Here is a 20,111-nt window from a genome sequence, read left to right as displayed (position 1 = left end):
TGGATTTTGAATCCAGCCCAACAAAACGGCGTCGCACTAAATCCATTCCAAATGGAGCGCCACGGCAATGAAAACGAAGATGGCCAATAAAATGACATCAAACGTCGTTGGCAGAAAAATGGTGCGGATCGCTTGAAAAATGGTGAGCGGGATGATCACTTGGGCGCAGACGGCGCGCACTTGCCGAAGCCAAGGCGGCCATGAATACGGGTTGAATCGCCGCATCGGTGTTCCCTCCTTCTCCGGTTTACTATACAATATGAAACGTGCGGTGGTTTGTCACCAAATGCACACGGATGGAATAAATAAATAAAAACTTGGCAAAGATGATGGACAATGGTAGTATAATAATCGAATCATGACGACAAAAGCGAAGACGGGGAGGAGTACAGCGGTCCGCGCCTGCAGAGAGGGAAATCAGAAGCTGCGAGATTTCCTAGGATGACGGCTGCTGGAAGGTCGCCCTTGAGCTGCTTCTTTGAAAGGCGCTGCTGCCGAGTAGAGGAAGCCGGCATCATGCCGTTATGCCAATGAAGCGCTTAAGCTTCTAGAAGGCCGGTCAACTAAACTGATTGTGGGCTCGCCAGCCGATGTTTCACCGGTGGGTTGGCCGTGTTGCGGTTCTCTTCATCACCAGCCTTCTAGGCTTAAGAAAAAAGGTGGTACCGCGAAAGCAGCTCCTTTCGTCCTTTTCGGATGAAAGGGGCTTTTTTGCTTGCCGGCTGCGCGGCATTGCTTAGTGGGAAGCCGCCGTCGCCGCATTGTCCATCATGTTGAAGGAGGGAAATGAAACATGGCACAGCACGAAGTGTCGATGCCACCCAAATACGATCATCGCGCCGTTGAAGCCGGGCGCTACGAATGGTGGCTGAAAGGAAAATTTTTTGAAGCGACCGGTGATCCGAACAAACGACCGTTTACGATCGTCATCCCGCCGCCCAACGTCACCGGCAAATTGCACTTAGGGCATGCGTGGGATACGACGCTGCAAGACATCATTACGCGCATGAAGCGGATGCAAGGGTATGACGTTTTGTGGCTTCCGGGAATGGATCACGCCGGCATCGCCACCCAGGCGAAAGTCGAGGAAAAATTGCGCCAGCAAGGGCTGTCGCGCTACGATTTAGGCCGGGAAAAATTTTTAGAAGAAACGTGGAAGTGGAAGGAAGAATACGCCGGCCATATTCGCAGTCAATGGGCGAAGTTAGGGCTTGGGCTTGATTACACGCGCGAGCGGTTTACGCTTGACGAAGGGCTTTCCAAAGCGGTGCGCGAAGTGTTCGTCTCGCTCTACCGGAAAGGGCTCATTTACCGCGGCGAATACATCATCAACTGGGATCCGGTGACGAAAACCGCGTTGTCGGACATTGAGGTTGTTTATAAAGAAGTGAAAGGCGCGCTCTACCATATGCGCTATCCGCTCGCCGACGGCTCCGGCTTCATCGAAGTGGCGACGACCCGTCCGGAGACGATGCTCGGTGACACGGCCGTTGCCGTGCATCCGGATGACGAGCGGTACAAGCACTTGATCGGCAAAATGGTGAAACTGCCGATCGTCGGCCGCGAAATTCCGATCATCGCCGATGAGTACGTCGATATGGAATTCGGCTCTGGGGCGGTCAAAATTACGCCGGCGCACGACCCGAACGACTTTGAAATCGGCAATCGCCACAACTTGCCGCGCATTCTCGTCATGAACGAAGACGGCACGATGAATGAAAACGCCATGCAATACCAGGGGCTTGACCGGTTTGAATGCCGGAAGCAGATCGTCCGCGATTTGCAAGAACAAGGCGTCCTCTTTAAAATCGAGGAGCACGTGCACTCAGTCGGTCATAGCGAACGAAGCGGCGCAGTTATTGAACCGTATTTGTCGACGCAATGGTTTGTGAAAATGAAGCCGCTCGCCGAAGCCGCCATCAAGCTCCAGCAAACCGACGGCAAAGTGCAGTTCGTGCCGGAACGGTTTGAAAAAACGTATTTGCATTGGCTTGAAAACATCCGCGACTGGTGCATTTCACGCCAGCTTTGGTGGGGGCATCGCATCCCGGCATGGTACCATAAAGAGACGGGTGAAATTTACGTCGACCATGAACCGCCGAAAGACATCGAAAACTGGGAACAAGACCCAGATGTGCTCGACACATGGTTCAGCTCGGCGCTCTGGCCGTTCTCGACAATGGGCTGGCCGGATACCGACTCGCCGGATTACAAGCGCTACTACCCGACCGATGTGCTGGTCACCGGTTATGACATCATTTTCTTCTGGGTGTCGCGCATGATTTTTCAAGGGCTTGAATTCACCGGAAAGCGTCCGTTCAAAGACGTGCTCATCCACGGCCTCGTCCGCGACGCCCAAGGGCGGAAAATGAGCAAGTCGCTCGGCAACGGCGTCGATCCGATGGATGTGATCGACCAGTACGGCGCCGATGCGCTCCGTTACTTCTTGGCGACCGGCAGCTCGCCGGGGCAAGACTTGCGCTTCAGCACAGAAAAAGTCGAAGCGACGTGGAATTTTGCTAACAAAATTTGGAACGCCTCGCGCTTTGCCTTGATGAACATGGGCGGCATGACGTACGAGGAGCTTGATTTGAGCGGCGAAAAAACGGTCGCCGACCATTGGATTTTAACGCGTCTCAACGAAACGATCGAGACGGTGACGAAGCTCGCTGAGAAATACGAATTCGGCGAAGCGGGGCGTACGCTGTACAACTTTATTTGGGACGACTTGTGCGACTGGTACATTGAAATGGCGAAATTGCCGCTTTACGGTGACGACGAAGCGGCGAAAAAGACGACGCGCTCCGTGTTGGCGTATGTGCTCGACAACACGATGCGCCTGCTTCACCCGTTTATGCCGTTCATTACCGAGGAAATTTGGCAAAACTTGCCGCATGAAGGCGAATCGATCACCGTCGCTCCGTGGCCGCAAGTGCGCCCTGAGCTGTCGAACGAAGAAGCCGCGGAAGAAATGCGGATGCTTGTGGACATCATCCGCGCCGTCCGCAACGTCCGCGCCGAAGTAAACACGCCGCCGAGCAAGCCGATTGCGCTCTATATTAAGACAAAAGACGAGCACGTGCGGGCCGCGCTTTTGAAAAACCGCGCCTATCTTGAGCGGTTCTGCAACCCGAGCGAGCTCTTGATTGATACAAACGTTCCCGCGCCGGACAAAGCGATGACGGCGGTCGTCACCGGCGCCGAGCTCATCATGCCTCTTGAAGGATTGATCAATATTGAGGAAGAAATTAAGCGGCTTGAAAAAGAGCTTGACAAATGGAACAAAGAAGTCGAGCGCGTCGAAAAGAAACTGGCGAATGAAGGCTTTTTGGCGAAAGCGCCGGCTCATGTCGTCGAAGAAGAGCGGCGCAAGCGGCAAGATTACATCGAAAAACGCGAAGCCGTCAAGGCGCGCCTCGCCGAGCTCAAACGGTAGACAAACGATCTTGCGGTTGATTATGATGAAGACGAATCCGCTTTCCTGTGGATTCGTCTTTTTCGATGGATCATGATGGAAGGTTGGCATATTCTGAGAAGAGGTTTGTTGTCAACATATACTCGCTTTCGCCACGCTTCTCGATGTGTGGCGCATCTGCCGCATGAAGCCGGCAGGGGGCGGCAAGACACCAATGGAAAAAGGAGGACGATGAACATGGTTCGAACGTATGAAGAAGCAGTCGCTTGGATTCACGGGCGGCTGCGGCTCGGCATGAAACCGGGATTGAAACGGATGGAATGGATGATGGAACAACTCGGCCACCCGGAACGCCGCGTCCGCGCCGTCCATATCGGGGGAACGAACGGCAAAGGGTCAACGGTCGCCTATTTGCGCTCGATTTTGCAGGCGGCGGGCTATTCGGTCGGCACGTTCACCTCGCCGTATGTCGAGCAGTTTAACGAACGAATCAGCATCAACGGCGAACCGATTTCCGATCAAGAGATCGTCGAGCTCGTGCGAGTCATTCAGCCGCTTGCCGATGAGTTGGAACAAACAGAGTTTGGCGGACCGACCGAGTTTGAAGTGATCACGTCGATGATGCTGTATTATTTTGGAAAACAGAACATTCAAGACATCGTGCTCGTCGAAGTCGGGCTTGGCGGCCGCTTGGACTCAACTAACATCATTTATCCGCTCGTTTCTGTCATTACAAACGTCAGCTACGATCATATGAACATTTTAGGCGATACGCTTGGGCAAATCGCCGCGGAGAAAGCCGGAATCATCAAATCGGGCGTACCGCTTGTGACGGCGGTGAAGGAACCGGAGGCGTGGGAAGTGATCGCCAAAACGGCGGCGGAGCGGAAGGCGAAAACATATCGTCTCGGCGTCGATTTCACCGTTTCCGACCGGCAGGCGACGGTGGAAGGGGAGCAGTTTTCGCTTGTCACGCCGTTTGCCGAATACCGCGATTTGCGCATTCAAATGCCCGGCGCCCATCAAGTCGAAAACGCGGCGGTGGCGGTGATGGCGGCAGAATTGTTGCGCCTTGGCTATTCGTTTTTGATCGATCCGGAGCATATCGCCGATGGACTGGCCACAGCCGCTTGGCCCGGCCGGTTTGAGCGGGTGAGTGATAGTCCACTCATCATCCTTGACGGCGCCCATAACGAAGCTGGGATTCGCTCGCTCGTGGAGACGGTGCGCGCCCATTATCCTGACAAACGCGTCCATGTCTTGTTCGCCGCGCTGACCGACAAGCCGCTGGAGCGGATGATTCGGCAGCTTGATGAGCTTGCAGATACGATCACGTTTACCACGTTTGACTTTCCGCGCGCGGCGGCGGCGGAACAGTTGGCGGACCTTTCGTCCCATCCGCAGAAAGCGGTGACAGGTGATTGGATCGGCTGGATCGGGGAAAAGAAAAAACAAATGGGAAGTGATGAGTTGATGCTCATTACAGGATCGCTTTACTTTATATCTGAAGTGCGAAAACGTTTAAAAAAATAATGCCAAGCGATGAAAAGGATTGATATAATGGAAGAAAGATAGTTCTTTTGGCGCGGGGGGGGGGGGAGGCGCATGAAGCGGTGGCGCGGCTGGCTTTTATGGGGAATGTTGTTTTGGCTGATGGCAAGCCTATGGCCGATGAAAGCAGGTGTTGTGTATGCCGATCAGGATGTGTATTTTTCGTTCCCACAGACGCCTTATCAATATACGAGGCAAATGGAGGCGAGCACGGCGAAATTGGATTTTTCCCTTTCGTTTTCACAGCCGGAATACGCCAAGCCGCCGAACGGCAATGCCGAAGGACGGCTCGATGTGACGCTCATTCCACAAGGCGCTGTTTCAGGAATCATCCGCCCTCCAATCGACGTCGTGTTTGTCATGGACGTGTCGCGATCGATGACGATGACGAAGCTGCAAAGCGCAAAATCGGCTTTGGAGACGGCTGTTAATTACTTTAAGTCGAATTACAATGGAAATGACCGTTTCGCGCTCATCCCATTTTCCGACGGAATCCAGCAGGCCAGCGTCGTTCCATTCGGAAAATATTCGGATGTAGCAAGCCAGCTCGACGCCATTCTCAATACCGGCAACAGCTTGACCGCCAGCGGCGGAACGAACTATTCGGCTGCTTTGTCTCTTGCTAAATCGTATTTCACGGATCCAACGAGGAAAAAGTATATCATTTTCTTAACGGATGGCATGCCGACGGTGTTGAATGCAGTCGATACGATTACGTATCGGGAGGTCAAGCAGAATTTTGGGGGTGGATATTCCTATACAGGGAATAGAGTAACCGATTCTCTTTCGGTCACATACGAATTGTACAGCGATGGACGGACTGCCGGTATCCGTTTTACCGACAACCAAGGATATTCTCGCCGATTTTACAGCGACGGCCAAGATTATGTTAATAGATGGCGGGTGTCTTGGGATAACGGCTATTCGTTCACTTACAGCAGCATTGAAGGAAAAATCCGAGCCGATGCCACAGCGGTGGCAAAAACGCTCGGGATGAACAATATCACCCTTTACCCAATCGGCTTCGGCGACAATGATGAAGTCGATATGGACTATTTACTGTCGCTTTCAGCGACTGCCGGCGGCGAAGCGCGGCAAGGAACGGTGCAAAATTTGGCCTCTTTGTTCCAGCGCTTTTCCCAGCTCGCTACGACGCCGGCGCTTACAGGCACGGTGCGCATCCCGCTTTCGTCATTCGGCGGCAATGTCACCATTGAGGAAAACGGCCAAGTATGGCTGGATGAAACGAAGCAAACGCGTATATTTCGTTTTCCATCCCATACCAAGTTGGTCAAGGCACTCCGGCGCCGGTGACGATTCCGATTCCCGTGTCATTTAAAGCAAAAGGGACATATACGTTCACTGCTGAACTGACGTATCGCGATGTGTATGGCCAACCACAGCCGGCTGTGACGAAAACGGTGACCGTCACGGTCAAAGACGAAGCGCCGCCGTCGTTTACTGGAACGGTGAAGCTGCAAGGGCTGACCAATGATGTCACAAGCTTAATCAAACGGGGGGCAACCGATGGCGACGACAACCGCTTCCGGGCCACGTATTCGCTGTCGCTTGTCGGGTATGTCGGCAATGCGACAGGGACGATCAGCAATGTAAAAATCGTTCAGGAGCTTCCTGACGGCATCTCTGTCGTCCCCGATGGCAAAGTGGTGACGTACGAGGAAAATGGGAAGCGTTACGCACAATGGTCGTTTGCCGACCAGACGTTCGAATACAGCCAATTGAATAAGCTGACGCTCTCAGCGCAGTGGGTGATGCAGGCGGATTTTGCCATGAGCAATGTCCAATTGCCCCCTGCCGTTGTGACGTTCGCCGACAGCCGCTATGGGGTGAGGACGTCGACGCTTTCGCTGCCGGCAGAACGGATCGGCATGAGGGTTCGTTTAGATGATTTTCTGAACTTTTACTATGAAGGCGATGAGAGTGGGCTAATCAGCAAATGGCAAACGTTCAGCGCTTCTTCCTCTCTAATTGGAACGAGCAAACATCCTAACTCGTATGGATTGCTGCAGCTCCCTGTCAAGGCGCTTCAATATGACCCAACTGATGACGGCGTGTTGCTTGTCACCTACAGCAATGGCCAAACGGTGCCTGTGTATATTAAGCCGCATCTTTTGGTGACAACATCAAAAGGCACAGTGGCGAATGGAGCGATGACGTACGAGGCGCCTACCGTCAAATTGATGGGACCGGTGGCCGGTGAAGGGGTGTCGTATCAGTATCAGATTGTGCGCAATGGCGTGGCGTCCGCTTGGACGGCGCTCAGTTCTCCGTATGAAATTCCGATCTCAAACGATGGATCGTACACAGTGAACGTGCAGTCGTCAGGAGGATTGACGAGAGGAATGGGAATAGGGAGCGCGGTGTTTGCGTATACGAAGCTGATCACCGAGCTGAAGTTTGGTTCATATCAAACGACGATGAACGTCGGAGATGTGCAGACCATTCCGGTGACGATTGTACCGAGCGATGCGACGAACAAAACACTAGTATGGTCGTCAAGCGATAATGCCGTGGCTGTTGTGCAAAATGGAGTTGTAACAGCGCTGAAACCAGGGACGGTTGCCATCACCGTGCGCTCTACAGACGGCGGGAATGCCTCTGCGACGGCGTCCATCCGTGTGATTGATCCGTACGTAGCGCTCACAGGCATGGCTTTCCGCAACCCGGTGATCTATATGAATCCGGGCGATCGGCTCGAAGTGGCGGAGCAGCTCCGCTTTATCCCGGAAAATGCGACGGATAAAACGCTCCGCTCTGTGACATCGTCTGACTTCCGATTTGTCGACGTCGTCCAAGAAAATGGACGATGGTATTTGGAAGCAGTGGATGTCGGCTACGCGGTTGTGACGGCGACCGCCAATGCGAGAACGCCGGATGGCAGGCCAATTCAAGCCTCAGTGTGGGTCTTTGTCCAACCGCGTGAAGATGAGGGGGGAAGCGGCAGCAACGGTGGGCGTTGGTAATGATGAAAAAAGCGGCCTCCTGAATTGGAGATCCGCTTTTTTTTCGTTTGTCCAGGGGATCGAGAGGATGAGAGAGGGAATTTAGCCGTCTTCGTTCACTCAACTTCAAGCCGGTCGGCGACGAGTGAGATTTGATTGACAAATGGCAATCCTGTTCCTTGTTCGACTAACACCCGTGGATTGTATTTGACGATCAGACGAGATTGTCGCATGTCAGAGCTTGGAATGAAGTTCCACGGCTCACCGTCTTTCGGCTCGATCCGGCCGCGAAAGGCGTTGATGACGAGCCCGTTGATGTCTGTATCCGGAGCAGCCGCTCCGTTCCCGCGGGCGAACAACCCGCCTTCAATGTACAAATACGACCCGACAACATAAATCGTCGCGCTGCTGTCCGTATAAAAATACCCTTTTAAGTTCGGGATTTCACTTGAGTCTTGAAATTCATTGATGCGGGCGATATCGAGCGTGCCTTTGGACAACAACACGAGCCCTTTTCCATCCGCTCCGTCGATATGGCTGTTGTAAATGGTCGTCTTGCCAGTGACGTAAATGCTCGCGTTCAACGCCAAGTTTCCGGTGAGCGTCAAATCACCGAACACGATCAAATTGCCGCGTACAGCCGCTGTTGATTTTGTCGATCCTTCAATGCGGAGATCGCCATTGACAATGAGCCATTGGTTTTGGCCATTTTGTTGCACGTCAATGCCGCGATAAAGGGTGATCTCCTTCCCTTCTGCGTCCAACCAAAGCGGCTTGTCTTTTGGCATCTGATTGATGGATTGTTCATACGGCGTTTCGTCGTCTGTCACGACCCGAGCCAAATTCCCTTCTTGCTCAAGCTCCCGCGCTACATCGAGCGGCGCCTGGTGATCGTTTTCAATGCGCTCGATATACGCTTGTTGGGTTTCAGGCGACAACGGCGAGAGACCGGCTGCTTGAAGCAATTTATCTTTCACGGTGCGCTCGAAATCAGTATCGATGAAATCGTCCGTCTCTTGTTGAATGAGGGGGCCGCCATCGTCCGGCCATCCTGGGAAGAAAAGGCCTTCTTCCATTTGGAAAGTTCGGCCGCCAGTCTTCCAGCAACTGCTCGTTTGCGTGCATGAAAACAGCAGCTTGTCATGAATGTGCCAAATCGAATCGTTTATTGATGCGGGCAGTCCGGCATCGATAGGAGCGATCGTTAACTCGCCGCTTTTTTTCACGTAGTTTGCCGCGTTGCTGATGTAAGCGCTTTTTCCGGCGTATACGTTTCCTTGCTCCACGTAGACGCCGCCGTTTAAGATGACGGTTTCTTTTGATCCGAGCGCGTATTTGAGAAAACTGGGCGTATTCGTTAAAAAGACGAGCCGTTTGACTTTCCGCTCGCGATGGCCGTCCGTAAACGGTTTGGACAAATTGAGCGCGCGGAGGAACACTTTGTTCGTCGGAATGTTGTACAAGCGATAGGACACGTCTTCCACCTCCACGCCGTAGCGCGCTTTCAGCTTGCCGGTGATCGTCTCCGGGCTGGGGGTGTCCTCGTTAATACCGAGAAATGCATCCCATTGACTAGGGGTGAAGATGTCATGGTGAACAAAAAAATCATCGTCTGAAAGCTCAGCTTTAAGCTCAGCAATTGCTTCATTAAGGGCTGTTTTGGCTTCGTGAAACGATTCGATGTTCTCGACGCGCACCGCGGTAAATCGCGCTTGCTGGACGGCGACTGTTAAAATCGTCAAGCCGAGCAAAAAAAAGAGGGTGATCATGAGCATTGTTGTCACCAAACTGTAGCCAGCGGCGTTCAAGCGCAGTCGGTTCATCGCAGCCCCTCCCTTCGCAGACAAAGTTTCGGAATGCAATACTTAAAAACCAAATTCCGTTGTCAATGTAAACGGCGGCACATACAGCCAACCACTCGGGTCGGCGTGTCGACGGTCGGAGACAATGAGACGGATCGTCATGACGCCGCTGCGGCACAGGTTGCCTTCTTTTCGTGCGCAACGGAATGAAAACGATGAAGAGTCGCCCAGCAAAAAGCGGGAAGAGGTGATCGTTTCGCCATTGATCGCGAGCGCGCCGTCTTGGATGGACAGCGTCATCCGCTCGATGCTTTCCGGCTTTTTCTCTTCACGGGAGACAAGCCCGGTGTCCGCATCGGCTTTGAATTCTTGGTTTTTCACAAAGGTGACGGCCGTTAACGGCGTGTTTTCCTCTTGACTTTCCATTCCATCTGGAGAGAGCGTGTACAGCTCGTTCATTATTCGGGCCATGGTGTAGTCCGCTTCGCTGCGCAAGTCGTTTTCGATGCCGATGCGCTCGTAGGCGCGAATGCCGGTTAAAAACACCGTGTAGATAGCGCCGATGATGAGCAAAGAAATGGAAACGGCGGCCAACAGCTCGATCATCGTCATGCCGGCTTCGCTTCTAGCGGATCGTTTCATCGGTGATCACTCCTTCGACCCACGCCGTCTCGTTCGTGCGCTCGTCCCAACGGACGGAGGTGTATAATTTGATCATGTAGCCGCCGGCGTTTGATTCGGCTGCTTTTTCCGTTTCAGCGCGGATGCGCGCCTGCAGCGGCGCAGGCAAGGAAGCGAATTCCGACGATGAAGTGAATGCATCCCATGCCTCCTTGTCGTATCGGACAAGGTAAACGGAAGCTTCGTAACGGACATTGTTGATTTTCGGGGCGAACTGCGCTTCACATACCGTATGCAGTTGGCCAGATTCACCGGGAAAAAACAGCGCCGCCAACGATTCGTTGCCGCAATTGTCTTTTGTTAGCTCAAGAAACGGTGTTTGATGGTCTTCCATATACTCTTTTAGCCGTGAGAAATCTGCGTTTTTTTCAAAATAGACAGCGACGCCGCGGGCGACGTTGACGGCCACCGTCCGACCTTGGTTGTAAGACGTATGCATCATCGCATTCGTGAAAAAGTAAAACAAACCGATCGCGACGCCCGATAAAAGAGTGATGGCCAGCAACGTTTCGATCAACGTAAATCCTGCTTGACGACTAGGAAGAGGAAAATTGCTTCCCGCCATTTGTCATAACCTTCTTTCAAAATATGTAACTTTATTATACAATATTTTCGAGTTGAACCATGTAGAATTTTAGGATAAGAGAACGAGCAATGGCATATTTGTCGCGTTATTGCCAATGATACGCCGGGAAGGAACGGGTGGGCATGTGGAAAGAGGCGGTTGTTTACGTTGTTGCATTCATAGTGGCGCTGTTGGCCGTTTGGCTGCTGCCGCTTGGCTTCAGCAGGGCCGGGGGCGCGGCGGTGGTGGCGGCTGCCTTTTTGGCTGCGGGGCTGGCGCAGTTGGCCGAATCGGTGATTCCGTTATGGCAAATCGTCCTGCTCGTCGGGCTTTTGCTGTTGGCGGGCTCGTATTTGCTTGATCGTTGGTTCGGTCCGCTTCTTTACCGGTCGGTGGAGACGGAGGAAGCTGGGGAACGGAGAAAGGGAGGATGGAAAGGGAGTGGCGACCGGACGGCAGTAGGCGATAGGTATGGGACGATGGTCCAGAATGCAACGGAAAATCTAGTCGATTCGGCCTGGCCGGCAGCTTTTGGACAAAACGGCGCTTCTAGGGAATTTCAAGGCGCTGACTCGGGTGGGGAGGCGTTGCGATCGCACGTGCAGGAAACCGGTAACACCGCTTCAGGAGCGTCGCCTGCAGCGTCGGAAGCAGCTTCGGGAGAGACGGAGCGGGCGCCGAAATCCAGCGAGGAGCCCTGGGAAGAACAGACTGCTTTCTTGCTTCGATCGATGGATGGCATAGAGGAAGCCGCTTCCGATCCCGGAGCGGATCAAACCGAGCCGGAGGAGCTGCTTTCGTTGGATTCGGCCGATGTGGAGCAAAAAATGCGCTCCGTGGACCGAGACGATGCCGAGCAAGAGGAGTTTTTTCCGTTGGATTCGGATCGTGTGGAGCTGGAGAAGTTGTCCGCCTTGGATTTGGATGCAGTAGAGCCGACCGCCATGACGGGTGACGGTGGCGGACTGAATGTTGAGCCGGCGCGCCGTCTGCGCGATTGGCTCGATGAGCTACCTGTCTCGATGACGCCAGACATCGAAGCGGCGGTGCTGCAGGAGGGAGCGGCCGCCGACGGCCGCGGCCTGTTGCAGGCGCTTGATCTCAGCCATGAAGAAGAGGAGGGGCAACTTTCCGCGTTCATGTCTTCTAGCTCGGCGGGCGTTTCTGCTGTAGAAAACGGGCTGCCTTCCGGCCAGGCAATGCCGCGTGAAGGGGCGCTTTTGGAAGAAGCAATACGGGTATTGTCGACTGTTCGCTGCCGGAAACGGACGAGGCTGCCGAACCGCCCCGTCAGGAGGACGCGATGAAAGCAGAGCCTGACAGGCAGGAAGGGCAACGAGCGGAGCATGGCCGGTCGGAAGGCGAACAATCAACCGAGCGCCGAGAGCCGGAAGAAGATGGGCAAACGGAAAGCCGGCGGGAGGAAGAGAGCGAACGGCCAGCGCGAATGATCGGTCCGGAAGTCGTGCAGGCGGTCGTTCTTGAATTGCGCCTCAACCGCCGTCGTTTGGGCGCCGCCGATTACGAACGCTGCATCCGCCGCTGTTTGGACGCTCCGCTTTCTGACCGCGACTATTACGTATTGGCCCGTTTGTTAATGGAACATTATGTAGTAGAACAACAGTACGGCAAGCTCGCAGCGTGGCTTGAGGAGCTCGCTGACCGTTTTCGTGCCTATCCGGCTGTGGCCGAAGAGTTGGCGCTTTGGCGGCAGTTTGCCGCAACACTAAATAGTTGGGGTGAACAAGATGAAAGCTAGCGCGCAAATCATTGGACTGCCGATCATCAGCATTGCTGACGGTGCACAAATCGGCACGGTGAAAAGTTTGGTGATCAACCCGGACAAAGGATCGATCGATTTTTTGACCGTGGAACAAGACGATGTGCAGCTCAGTTTAAAGGCGATTCCGTTTAAAAAAGTCGTCGGCATCGGCGAGTTTGCTGTGACGGTGGAGCAAGGACACGATGTAATTGACCTCTCGGAAATTCCGATCGCCAATCAGCTCGTCAATAAGCAAATCCGGATTAAAAATACGAAAGCCATCACGCGCAAAGGGCAGCTGCTCGGCGAAGCCCGCGAGTTTTTCGTTGATGAAGAGTCAGGGGATATTGTCGGCATCGCTCTTCAGCTCGAGAAAGGGGAAGCGGTGCTGCCGGCCTCGGAAGTGTTGACGTACGGCAAAGATATTTTGATCATCAACGACGGAGCAAACGAATCGCTTCTTGATGACCCGGCGCAGTTGTTGAAGGCAGAGAGCATCGAGCCAACCAGCGTTATGGCGGAAGAGGACGTTTCCGCGCAAATGGAGGCGATGGCCGAAAGCGCGGAAAATGTTGAAGCGCTGCAGTCGCTGAGGGAAAAACAAGTTGCGCTGTTGGCCGGAAAACGGCTGACAAAAGATATTTATGATGCAGACGGCCGCCTGCTGTTTAAAGCGGGCACTCTGCTTGGCGAAGAGGATGTGCGCAAGGCGCAAGAGGCGGGGCCAAGCGTCATCGTCGATGTCTCGATGAATGTGGAGGCGTAATGGAGGAGGGTCGGCGGTGAAAAAGGCTGCCGCGTGGAAATTGTTTGTTGTCATGGCTGTTTGCACCGTTTATTTTATCGCTTTTTCGCATCTGGGCACCCTCGCCTATGATGTTTTAGCCCCGGATGACGGCCGCCTTGGCCCGGGCACGGCGGTCGGTCCGGTGTCACTCTCCGGCATGACGCCGGAAAGAGCCCGAGAGGCGGTTGTCGAGCGGGTGAACGAGTGGCGGGCGACCGCTTCCATTTCTTTTCAGTACCAAGAAAAGCGCATTGACCTGCCGGCGGATGCGTTTGCGTTTCGTCTTGCCGAGAGCACGAAGCGGTTTGTCGACGGGAGGCGCACGCCGCTGTTTGTGATCGCTGATTTAGAAAAATGCCTCCAAGCGGCGGCAGCCATCGTTCCTCCAGCGGCGTTATCGGCGCTTGACATCAAGAAGCTTGGGGCGGATTTAGAGGGACAGGCGGCTCAGCTGCAAAAGCCATCATCTCCGATCGACTTGGATCGCTACATATCGTTGGCAAACGGCCGGCAGCCGGTCGTCAGCGAAGCGGCCGCATCGGTGCCTGACTCTTCGGCCGTTCGCTTGTTGTCTGGCGAGCGGCGCGCGGTGATTAAAGCGAAACAGCTGTTTTCGTTTGGCGATTATATGAAAAAGGTGAAGGCCGATTTGTCCGATGAAGCGGCCGATGCGATCGCTTCAGCGGTGTACCGGGCGGTGCTGGCGACCAATTTCACTGTCGTGGAGCGCTATACGAGCCGTATGTTGCCGGATGGAGTGACGCCCGGTTTTGAGGCGGCCATTAGCGGCGGCCGCGATTTGGAATGGTTCAACCCCAACACGACCGACTACACGCTTCTTCTCCGGCATGATGGACGAAAGGTGCGTGTTGCCATTATCGGGTTGCCGTTTGCCTATCAATATATCATTCGCCTAGGCGAGGCGGAGTCTATCGAACCGCGTGTCATCGTCCGCTATGACGCGCGCCTGGCGCCGGGCGAGAAGAGGACGGAACAGATCGGGCGGCCGGGGATGGTTGTGACGGTGGAACGCGAAGTGCGCGACGGCGATCGGCTCGTGCGCAAAGAAACGGTGAGCGAAGATTTTTATCCGCCAACGTATACGATTCACGTGCGCGGCCTTGAAGTGCCGGAAGGCAATGTTGGGCAAAGCGGCGACGGAGAAGGCGGAACGATGGAGCCGGCGAATGGGGTAACGGAAAACAACGGAGCGGCGAACCAACCGAATTCGACTGCGGAAAACAGCGGTGGGAATATAGAGAGCGGGACCGCGTCAAAGAAAGGCGATGAGGCGGGCAACGGGGAATCGGCCCCCGCCGCTGGCAGTGAAGAGAAGACGGATGCGGGCGGAGGGAAGGAAAAATGAGCAAAAAGCAGGAACGGAAACGGCTTGGTGATTTGCTTGTCGAAGCGGGGTTGATCACCGAAAGTCAGCTGGCCGAGGCGCTGCGCGAGAAGGCGCCCGGGCAAAAGATTGGCGACGCCTTGTTGCAGCGCGGCTACATCACGGAACAGCAGCTGATTGAGGCGCTCGAGTTTCAGCTCGGCATTCCGCACGTCAGTTTGTACCAGTACCCGATCGATCCGAAAGCGACAAACCTCGTGCCGAAAGAGTTTGCCCGCCGCCATATGGTCATGCCGCTCAAGGTGGAAGGCGATCGGCTGCTCGTTGCCATGGCCGATCCAATGGACTTTTTTGCCATCGACGATTTGCGCCTGTCGACCGGGTTTCAAATTGAAACGGCGATCGCTTCAAAAGACGATATTTTGCGGGCGATCAATAAATATTACGACATCGACGAAGCATTTGAGGATTTTTTGCAAACGCCGCCGCCTGAGGTGCGCGACGACGAGCGGGCTGCTGAGGACGATTCTCCCATCGTTCGTTTGGTGAACCAAATTTTGCAGCTTGCTGTTGAACAGCGGGCGAGCGACATTCATATCGATCCACAGGAGACGAAAGTACTCATCCGCTATCGGATCGACGGCCTGCTTCGCACCGAACGCGCGCTGCCGAAACATATGCAAAGCATGTTGACGGTGAGAATTAAAATTTTGGCCAATATGGACATCACCGAACACCGTGTGCCGCAAGACGGGCGGATCAAAATGGACATCGATTTTCATCCGGTCGATTTGCGCGTTTCAACGCTGCCGACCGTATACGGTGAGAAAATCGTCATGCGCGTCCTCGACTTGGGCGCAGCGTTAAACGATATTCATAAACTTGGTTTCAACCCGGTCAATTTAGATCGGTTCATCCGCTTGATCGAGCGGCCGAACGGCATCGTCTTGATCACCGGACCGACCGGTTCGGGGAAATCGTCGACGCTCTATGCGGCGCTCAACCATTTAAACAGCGAGCACGTGAACATTATTACGATTGAAGATCCAGTCGAATATCAGATCGAAGGCGTCAACCAAATTCAAGTCAACCCGAATGTCGGCTTGACGTTCGCCCAAGGGCTCCGCTCGATTTTGCGTCAAGACCCGAACATCATCATGGTTGGGGAGATTCGCGACCGCGAGACGGCGGAAGTGGCGATCCGCGCTTCGCTCACCGGTCATTTAGTGTTGAGCACGCTCCATACGAACGATGCATTAAGCACGATCACCCGCCTGATCGATATGGGGATTGAGCCGTTTTTAGTGGCCACATCGCTCGCCGGCGTTGTCTCGCAGCGGCTTGTGCGCCGCGTCTGCCGCGACTGTCAAGAGGTGTATGAGCCGACGAAGCGGGAGCGGGACATTTTCGCCCGCCGCGGCATTGAGGTTCATCAACTTGTCCGCGGCCGCGGCTGCCCGATGTGCAACATGACCGGTTACCGCGGACGGCTGGCGATTCACGAGCTGCTTATTGTCACCGATGAGATGCGGCGCGTCATTTTAAACAACGAGCCGTTTTCGAAATTGCGAGAGCTTGCCCTGCAAAACAAAATGATTTTTTTGCTGGATGATGGGCTGTTGAAAGTGAAGCAAGGGTTGACCACGCTTGAAGAAGTGCTGAAAGTGGCCATTTTGCATTGATGGGTGAGACGGATGAAGGAAAAGCTTGAGGCGTTATTGCGCGCGGCCTTTGAATGCCGCGCTTCCGACGTGCATTTGACCGTCGGCGCGCCGCCGATTTTTTGCGTGAACGGGGAGTTGAGAGCTTACGGCCATGAGCGCCTGCACCCGGAGGAAACAGAGCAAATGGCGAAAGCCGTCATTCCGGCGCCGCTTTGGCAGCAGTTTCAGGAAACCGGAGAGCTTGATTTTTCGTATGGCATTGCCGGCGTTTCCCGCTTTCGCTTAAACGTGTTTAAACAGCGGTCATGCGTGTCGCTCGCCGTGCGCCTCATCCCGGTGCGCATCCCGACGCTGGAGGAACTTGGCCTGCCGGATGTTTTAAAGCGCATCGCCGAAAAGCAGCACGGACTCGTGCTTGTCACCGGACTGACCGGCAGCGGCAAATCGACGACATTGGCGGCGATGATCGACTATATGAACAAAACGATGTCGAAACATATCATCACGCTGGAAGATCCAATCGAGTATTTGCATAAACACGGGAAATCGATCATCGACCAACGCGAGGTGGGATTCGACACTGGCAGTTTTGCCGCCGGATTGCGCGCTGCGCTTCGTCAAGATCCAGACGTCATTTTAGTCGGGGAAATGCGCGATTTGGAAACAATCCAAACGGCAATCACCGCCGCGGAAACGGGCCATTTAGTGCTTGGCACGCTTCATACGGCGAGCGCGCCGGCGGCGATTGAGCGGATGATTGACGTCTTTCCGCCGGCCCAGCAGGCGCAAATCCGGCTGCAGCTTGCTTCCGTGCTCGTGGCCATCATCGCTCAGCGCTTGTTTCCAAACAGACACAAAACCGGGCGGACGGCAGCGCTGGAAATTTTAGTGAACAATGCGGCCGTCGCCAACTTAATCCGCAACGAAAAAGAACATCAAATCATCAACATTATGCAAACGAGCCGCAGCCTCGGCATGCAGACGATGGAAATGAGCGTTAAGGAACTTGCAGCCGCTGGACGCATCGATCCGCTGGCGGCTGAAGTGTATTTGGCGGGGGAGCGTGGGGACGATGGCGCAGTTTAAGTACGAGGGGCGCGACCGAAGCGGACGGAAAAAAGCTGGGGTGATCACTGCCGTTTCGCGGCGCGAGGCGGCGGCAAAGCTTCGGGAAAAAGGAATTCGCCTGCTGGCGCTTGCCGAAGTGCCGCCGTCCATATGGAACAAAGAAATTTCGTTTGGCCGCGCCGTCAAACTGCAGCACTTTGTCATCTTTTTGCGCCAGTTCGCAACGCTTGTGCGCGCCGGAGTGACGATCGTCGATTCGATCCGCATTTTGGCGGAGCAAACGGAAAGCAAGCCGCTCGCTAAGACGCTTCTTGACATCGAACAGTCATTGCGCGGCGGGAACCCGCTCTCAGCGGCAGCGGCGAATCATCCGCGCATCTTTCCGCCGCTGTTTGTCAACATGGTGCGCGCCGGTGAAGCGAGCGGGACGCTTGACGAGACGCTTGACCGCTTGGCCGATCATTTTGAAAAAATGCATCGGACGCGGCAAAAAATCGCCTCGGCGCTCACCTATCCGATTGCTGTTGCCATCGTTGCCACCGCGGTTGTCATTTTTTTGCTTGTCGCCGTTGTGCCAACGTTTGTCGAGATGTTCGCCGAGTTCCACGCTGAACTGCCGGCGATTACGAAGTTTGTGCTCAAAGCAAGCAGTGTGATGCAGCGGTATTGGTGGGCCGTCGTCCTGCTTTTTGCCGGCGTGTACGCATCGTTTGTGGTTCTTCGGCGGCAAAAGACAACGAAGTACTATTTGGATTATGCCGCCCTGCGGATGCCGATGTTCGGCACGCTCGTGCAAAAAGCGGCGCTCGCCCGCCTGACACGGACGCTCAGCTCGCTTGTTGCAAGCTCGGTGCCGATTTTAGAGGCGCTTTCTATCGCCGGGCGCGTCGTGGAAAATGAAGTGATCGCATCTGTGCTGGCTGAAGCGCGAACCTCCCTCGAGCGCGGGCAATCGCTCTCGGAGCCGCTCCGCCGCCATTGGGCGTTTCCGCCGCTTGTTGCGCAAATGATCACGATCGGCGAACAGACCGGTGCGCTTGACGCCATGCTCGGCAAAGTCGCCGATTTTTACGAAACGGAAGTCGATGCGGCCACCGACCGATTGAAATCGCTCATCGAACCGCTTATGATCGTGCTTCTCGCCGGCGTCGTCGGGACGATCGTCACTTCGATCATCGTGCCGATGTATGATATTTTCAACCATATTCAACAATAAAATAAGAATATATTTCTATTTTTCTTCCTATGTTGTAGAATAATAGGTAAAACAGGATAAAAATGAAAGAAAGGGAGAGGGAACTATGTTCAAACGGGTGTTGAAAAACGAGCGCGGCTTGACGCTCATCGAACTGCTCGCCGTCATCGTCATTTTAGGGATTATCGCGGCGATTGCGATTCCGAGCATTGGGGGAATTATTAATAAGTCAAAAAATGATGCAAAGATTGCTGAGGGAATTCAAATTATCAATGCAGCTAAGATGTATATGACAGCTAATAGTTTTACACCAGATAGTGCCAACAGTTCAATTCAAACGCTAGACCAAACAGATTTAAATGACTATTTAGATAGCGTAGATGATAGACAATATGAAGTAGAAGTACATCAGGGGAATTCAGGTAAGTATACGTATTATTTAAAAGAACACGATTCAGTAGGTCTTGTAGATACAAATAACGACGGCCTTGCATCTGAAGAAGAACTAAGCAAATAATATCACACCTAAAAATTGGGTTTATTGGTGTCTCATTATGATTGCTATGGTTATTTTTCTCTTCTCCCTCCTCCTCGCCTCATTTTTCAACGTTGTCGGGCTGCGGGTGCCGGTCGGGGAGTCAATCATCAGGCCGCGGTCGCATTGTCCGGCGTGCGGACGGACGCTATCGGCGGGGGAGCTCATTCCGGTTGTGTCGTATGTCGTACAGCGCGGGCGGTGCAAAGGGTGCGGGGGGCGCATTTCTCCCCTTTACCCGGCGATGGAATTGGCCACCGCTGCCTTGTTTATGGCCGCGCCGATGTGGGTCGGCTGGAGCGGGCGGCTCGTTGTGGCGTGGACGTTGATCAGCTTGTTTGCCATCATTGTCGTCTCCGATCTTCGCTACATGCTCATCCCCGACCGGGTGCTTTTGGTGTTTGTCGGTTTGTTTTTGGTTGAGCGGCTTGTGATTCCGTTTTTGCCGTGGGCCGATATGCTCCTTGGGGCGGCGGTCGGATTTTCGCTTTTATGGCTGATCGCCGTTTTGTCCAAAGGCGGGATGGGCGGCGGCGATGTGAAGCTGTTTGCCGTGCTTGGGTTTGTGCTCGGTTGGAAAATGGTGTTGCTCGCGTTTTTCTTGGCGACGTTGTACGGAACGGTGATCGGGCTTGTCGGCATGGCGTTGGGCCGCGTGCGGCGCGGCAAGCCGATGCCGTTTGCGCCGGCGATCGCACTCGGGGCGTTGACCGCGTTTTTCTTCGGAGAAGCGATCGTGCGCGCGTATATTTCACTCATGATGTAAAGACGGCAGAAA

The 20,111-nt window shown here is 54.2% G+C and carries 15 protein-coding genes, 1 pseudogene and 1 other annotated feature; of the genes and pseudogenes, 12 read left to right on the top strand and 4 right to left on the bottom strand.

What is annotated here, in order from left to right:
• Positions 1–36 precede the first annotated feature (36 nt).
• A complete protein-coding gene (locus tag QSJ10_RS11245) occupies positions 37–225 on the bottom strand; it encodes a YszA family small membrane protein (protein ID WP_011232115.1) in 189 nt (62 codons plus the stop codon).
• 139 nt (positions 226–364) lie between these two features.
• Positions 365–694 (top strand) — a binding site (T-box leader).
• A 99-nt stretch (positions 695–793) separates the two neighbouring features.
• Between QSJ10_RS11245 and QSJ10_RS11240 the strand changes: the two genes are divergently transcribed.
• The 3 genes and pseudogenes from QSJ10_RS11240 to QSJ10_RS15590 all read left to right on the top strand — a co-directional run bounded on the left by QSJ10_RS11240 (position 794) and on the right by QSJ10_RS15590 (position 7,950).
• Positions 794–3,436: a valine--tRNA ligase gene (locus tag QSJ10_RS11240; RefSeq protein WP_033014315.1), complete on the top strand. Its 2,643-nt coding sequence runs from the start codon at positions 794–796 to the stop codon at positions 3,434–3,436.
• Between the two features lie 216 nt (positions 3,437–3,652).
• Entirely contained in the window at positions 3,653–4,948 is a 1,296-nt protein-coding gene (locus tag QSJ10_RS11235) for a bifunctional folylpolyglutamate synthase/dihydrofolate synthase (RefSeq protein ID WP_033014314.1), read from the top strand.
• 72 nt (positions 4,949–5,020) lie between these two features.
• Positions 5,021–7,950, top strand: a pseudogene (locus tag QSJ10_RS15590) (VWA domain-containing protein).
• Between the two features lie 95 nt (positions 7,951–8,045).
• Here the strand turns inward: QSJ10_RS15590 and QSJ10_RS11220 are convergent.
• Genes QSJ10_RS11220 through QSJ10_RS11210 form a run of 3 tightly spaced genes read right to left on the bottom strand, consistent with a single transcriptional unit; the run spans position 8,046 to position 10,977 of the window.
• Positions 8,046–9,752 carry a hypothetical protein gene (locus tag QSJ10_RS11220; RefSeq protein WP_053532387.1) on the bottom strand — a complete coding sequence of 569 codons (1,707 nt, stop codon included), beginning with the start codon at positions 9,750–9,752 and terminating at the stop codon, positions 8,046–8,048.
• 42 nt (positions 9,753–9,794) lie between these two features.
• The gene (locus QSJ10_RS11215) at positions 9,795–10,373 is read right to left on the bottom strand and encodes a PilW family protein (protein WP_014196441.1); all 579 of its coding nucleotides are present in this window, start codon (positions 10,371–10,373) and stop codon (positions 9,795–9,797) included.
• Complete coding sequence (locus QSJ10_RS11210; RefSeq protein WP_053532386.1) at positions 10,357–10,977, bottom strand: type IV pilus modification PilV family protein; 621 nt, start codon at positions 10,975–10,977, stop codon at positions 10,357–10,359. The genes QSJ10_RS11215 and QSJ10_RS11210 overlap by 17 nt, the downstream gene beginning before the upstream one ends.
• A gap of 143 nt (positions 10,978–11,120) precedes the next feature.
• Here QSJ10_RS11210 and QSJ10_RS11205 point away from each other — a divergent pair, with 143 nt between their 5' ends.
• The 9 genes from QSJ10_RS11205 (at position 11,121) to QSJ10_RS11165 (ending at position 20,099) form a co-directional block, all read left to right on the top strand.
• Positions 11,121–12,284 (top strand): hypothetical protein, encoded by a 1,164-nt coding sequence (locus QSJ10_RS11205; RefSeq protein WP_434543317.1) that lies wholly within the window; start codon positions 11,121–11,123, stop codon positions 12,282–12,284.
• Positions 12,281–12,736, top strand: coding sequence for a hypothetical protein (locus QSJ10_RS11200; protein WP_289493264.1), 456 nt, complete (start codon positions 12,281–12,283; stop codon positions 12,734–12,736). The genes QSJ10_RS11205 and QSJ10_RS11200 overlap by 4 nt, the downstream gene beginning before the upstream one ends.
• Positions 12,726–13,505, top strand: coding sequence for a PRC-barrel domain-containing protein (locus tag QSJ10_RS11195; protein WP_053532384.1), 780 nt, complete (start codon positions 12,726–12,728; stop codon positions 13,503–13,505). The genes QSJ10_RS11200 and QSJ10_RS11195 overlap by 11 nt, the downstream gene beginning before the upstream one ends.
• A gap of 16 nt (positions 13,506–13,521) precedes the next feature.
• Positions 13,522–14,892, top strand: a complete 1,371-nt coding sequence (locus QSJ10_RS11190) for a G5 domain-containing protein (RefSeq protein ID WP_053532383.1) — start codon at positions 13,522–13,524, stop codon at positions 14,890–14,892.
• Complete coding sequence (locus tag QSJ10_RS11185; protein WP_053532382.1) at positions 14,889–16,553, top strand: GspE/PulE family protein; 1,665 nt, start codon at positions 14,889–14,891, stop codon at positions 16,551–16,553. Before QSJ10_RS11190 ends, QSJ10_RS11185 begins: the two co-directional genes overlap by 4 nt.
• A gap of 12 nt (positions 16,554–16,565) precedes the next feature.
• Positions 16,566–17,621, top strand: a complete 1,056-nt coding sequence (locus QSJ10_RS11180) for a type IV pilus twitching motility protein PilT (protein ID WP_053532381.1) — start codon at positions 16,566–16,568, stop codon at positions 17,619–17,621.
• Positions 17,608–18,819 (top strand): type II secretion system F family protein, encoded by a 1,212-nt coding sequence (locus tag QSJ10_RS11175; protein WP_053532380.1) that lies wholly within the window; start codon positions 17,608–17,610, stop codon positions 18,817–18,819. The genes QSJ10_RS11180 and QSJ10_RS11175 overlap by 14 nt, the downstream gene beginning before the upstream one ends.
• Before the next feature lie 85 nt (positions 18,820–18,904).
• Positions 18,905–19,315: a prepilin-type N-terminal cleavage/methylation domain-containing protein gene (locus QSJ10_RS11170; RefSeq protein WP_053532379.1), complete on the top strand. Its 411-nt coding sequence runs from the start codon at positions 18,905–18,907 to the stop codon at positions 19,313–19,315.
• A gap of 37 nt (positions 19,316–19,352) precedes the next feature.
• The gene (locus tag QSJ10_RS11165; RefSeq protein WP_053532378.1) at positions 19,353–20,099 is read left to right on the top strand and encodes a prepilin peptidase; all 747 of its coding nucleotides are present in this window, start codon (positions 19,353–19,355) and stop codon (positions 20,097–20,099) included.
• Positions 20,100–20,111: the final 12 nt, after the last annotated feature.

This window comes from Geobacillus stearothermophilus ATCC 12980, assembly GCF_030369615.1.
In the GTDB taxonomy this organism is placed as follows: domain Bacteria; phylum Bacillota; class Bacilli; order Bacillales; family Anoxybacillaceae; genus Geobacillus; species Geobacillus stearothermophilus.
The sequence above is the reverse complement of the archived record's forward strand: the minus strand, read 5'-3'. Positions and strand labels throughout refer to the sequence as shown.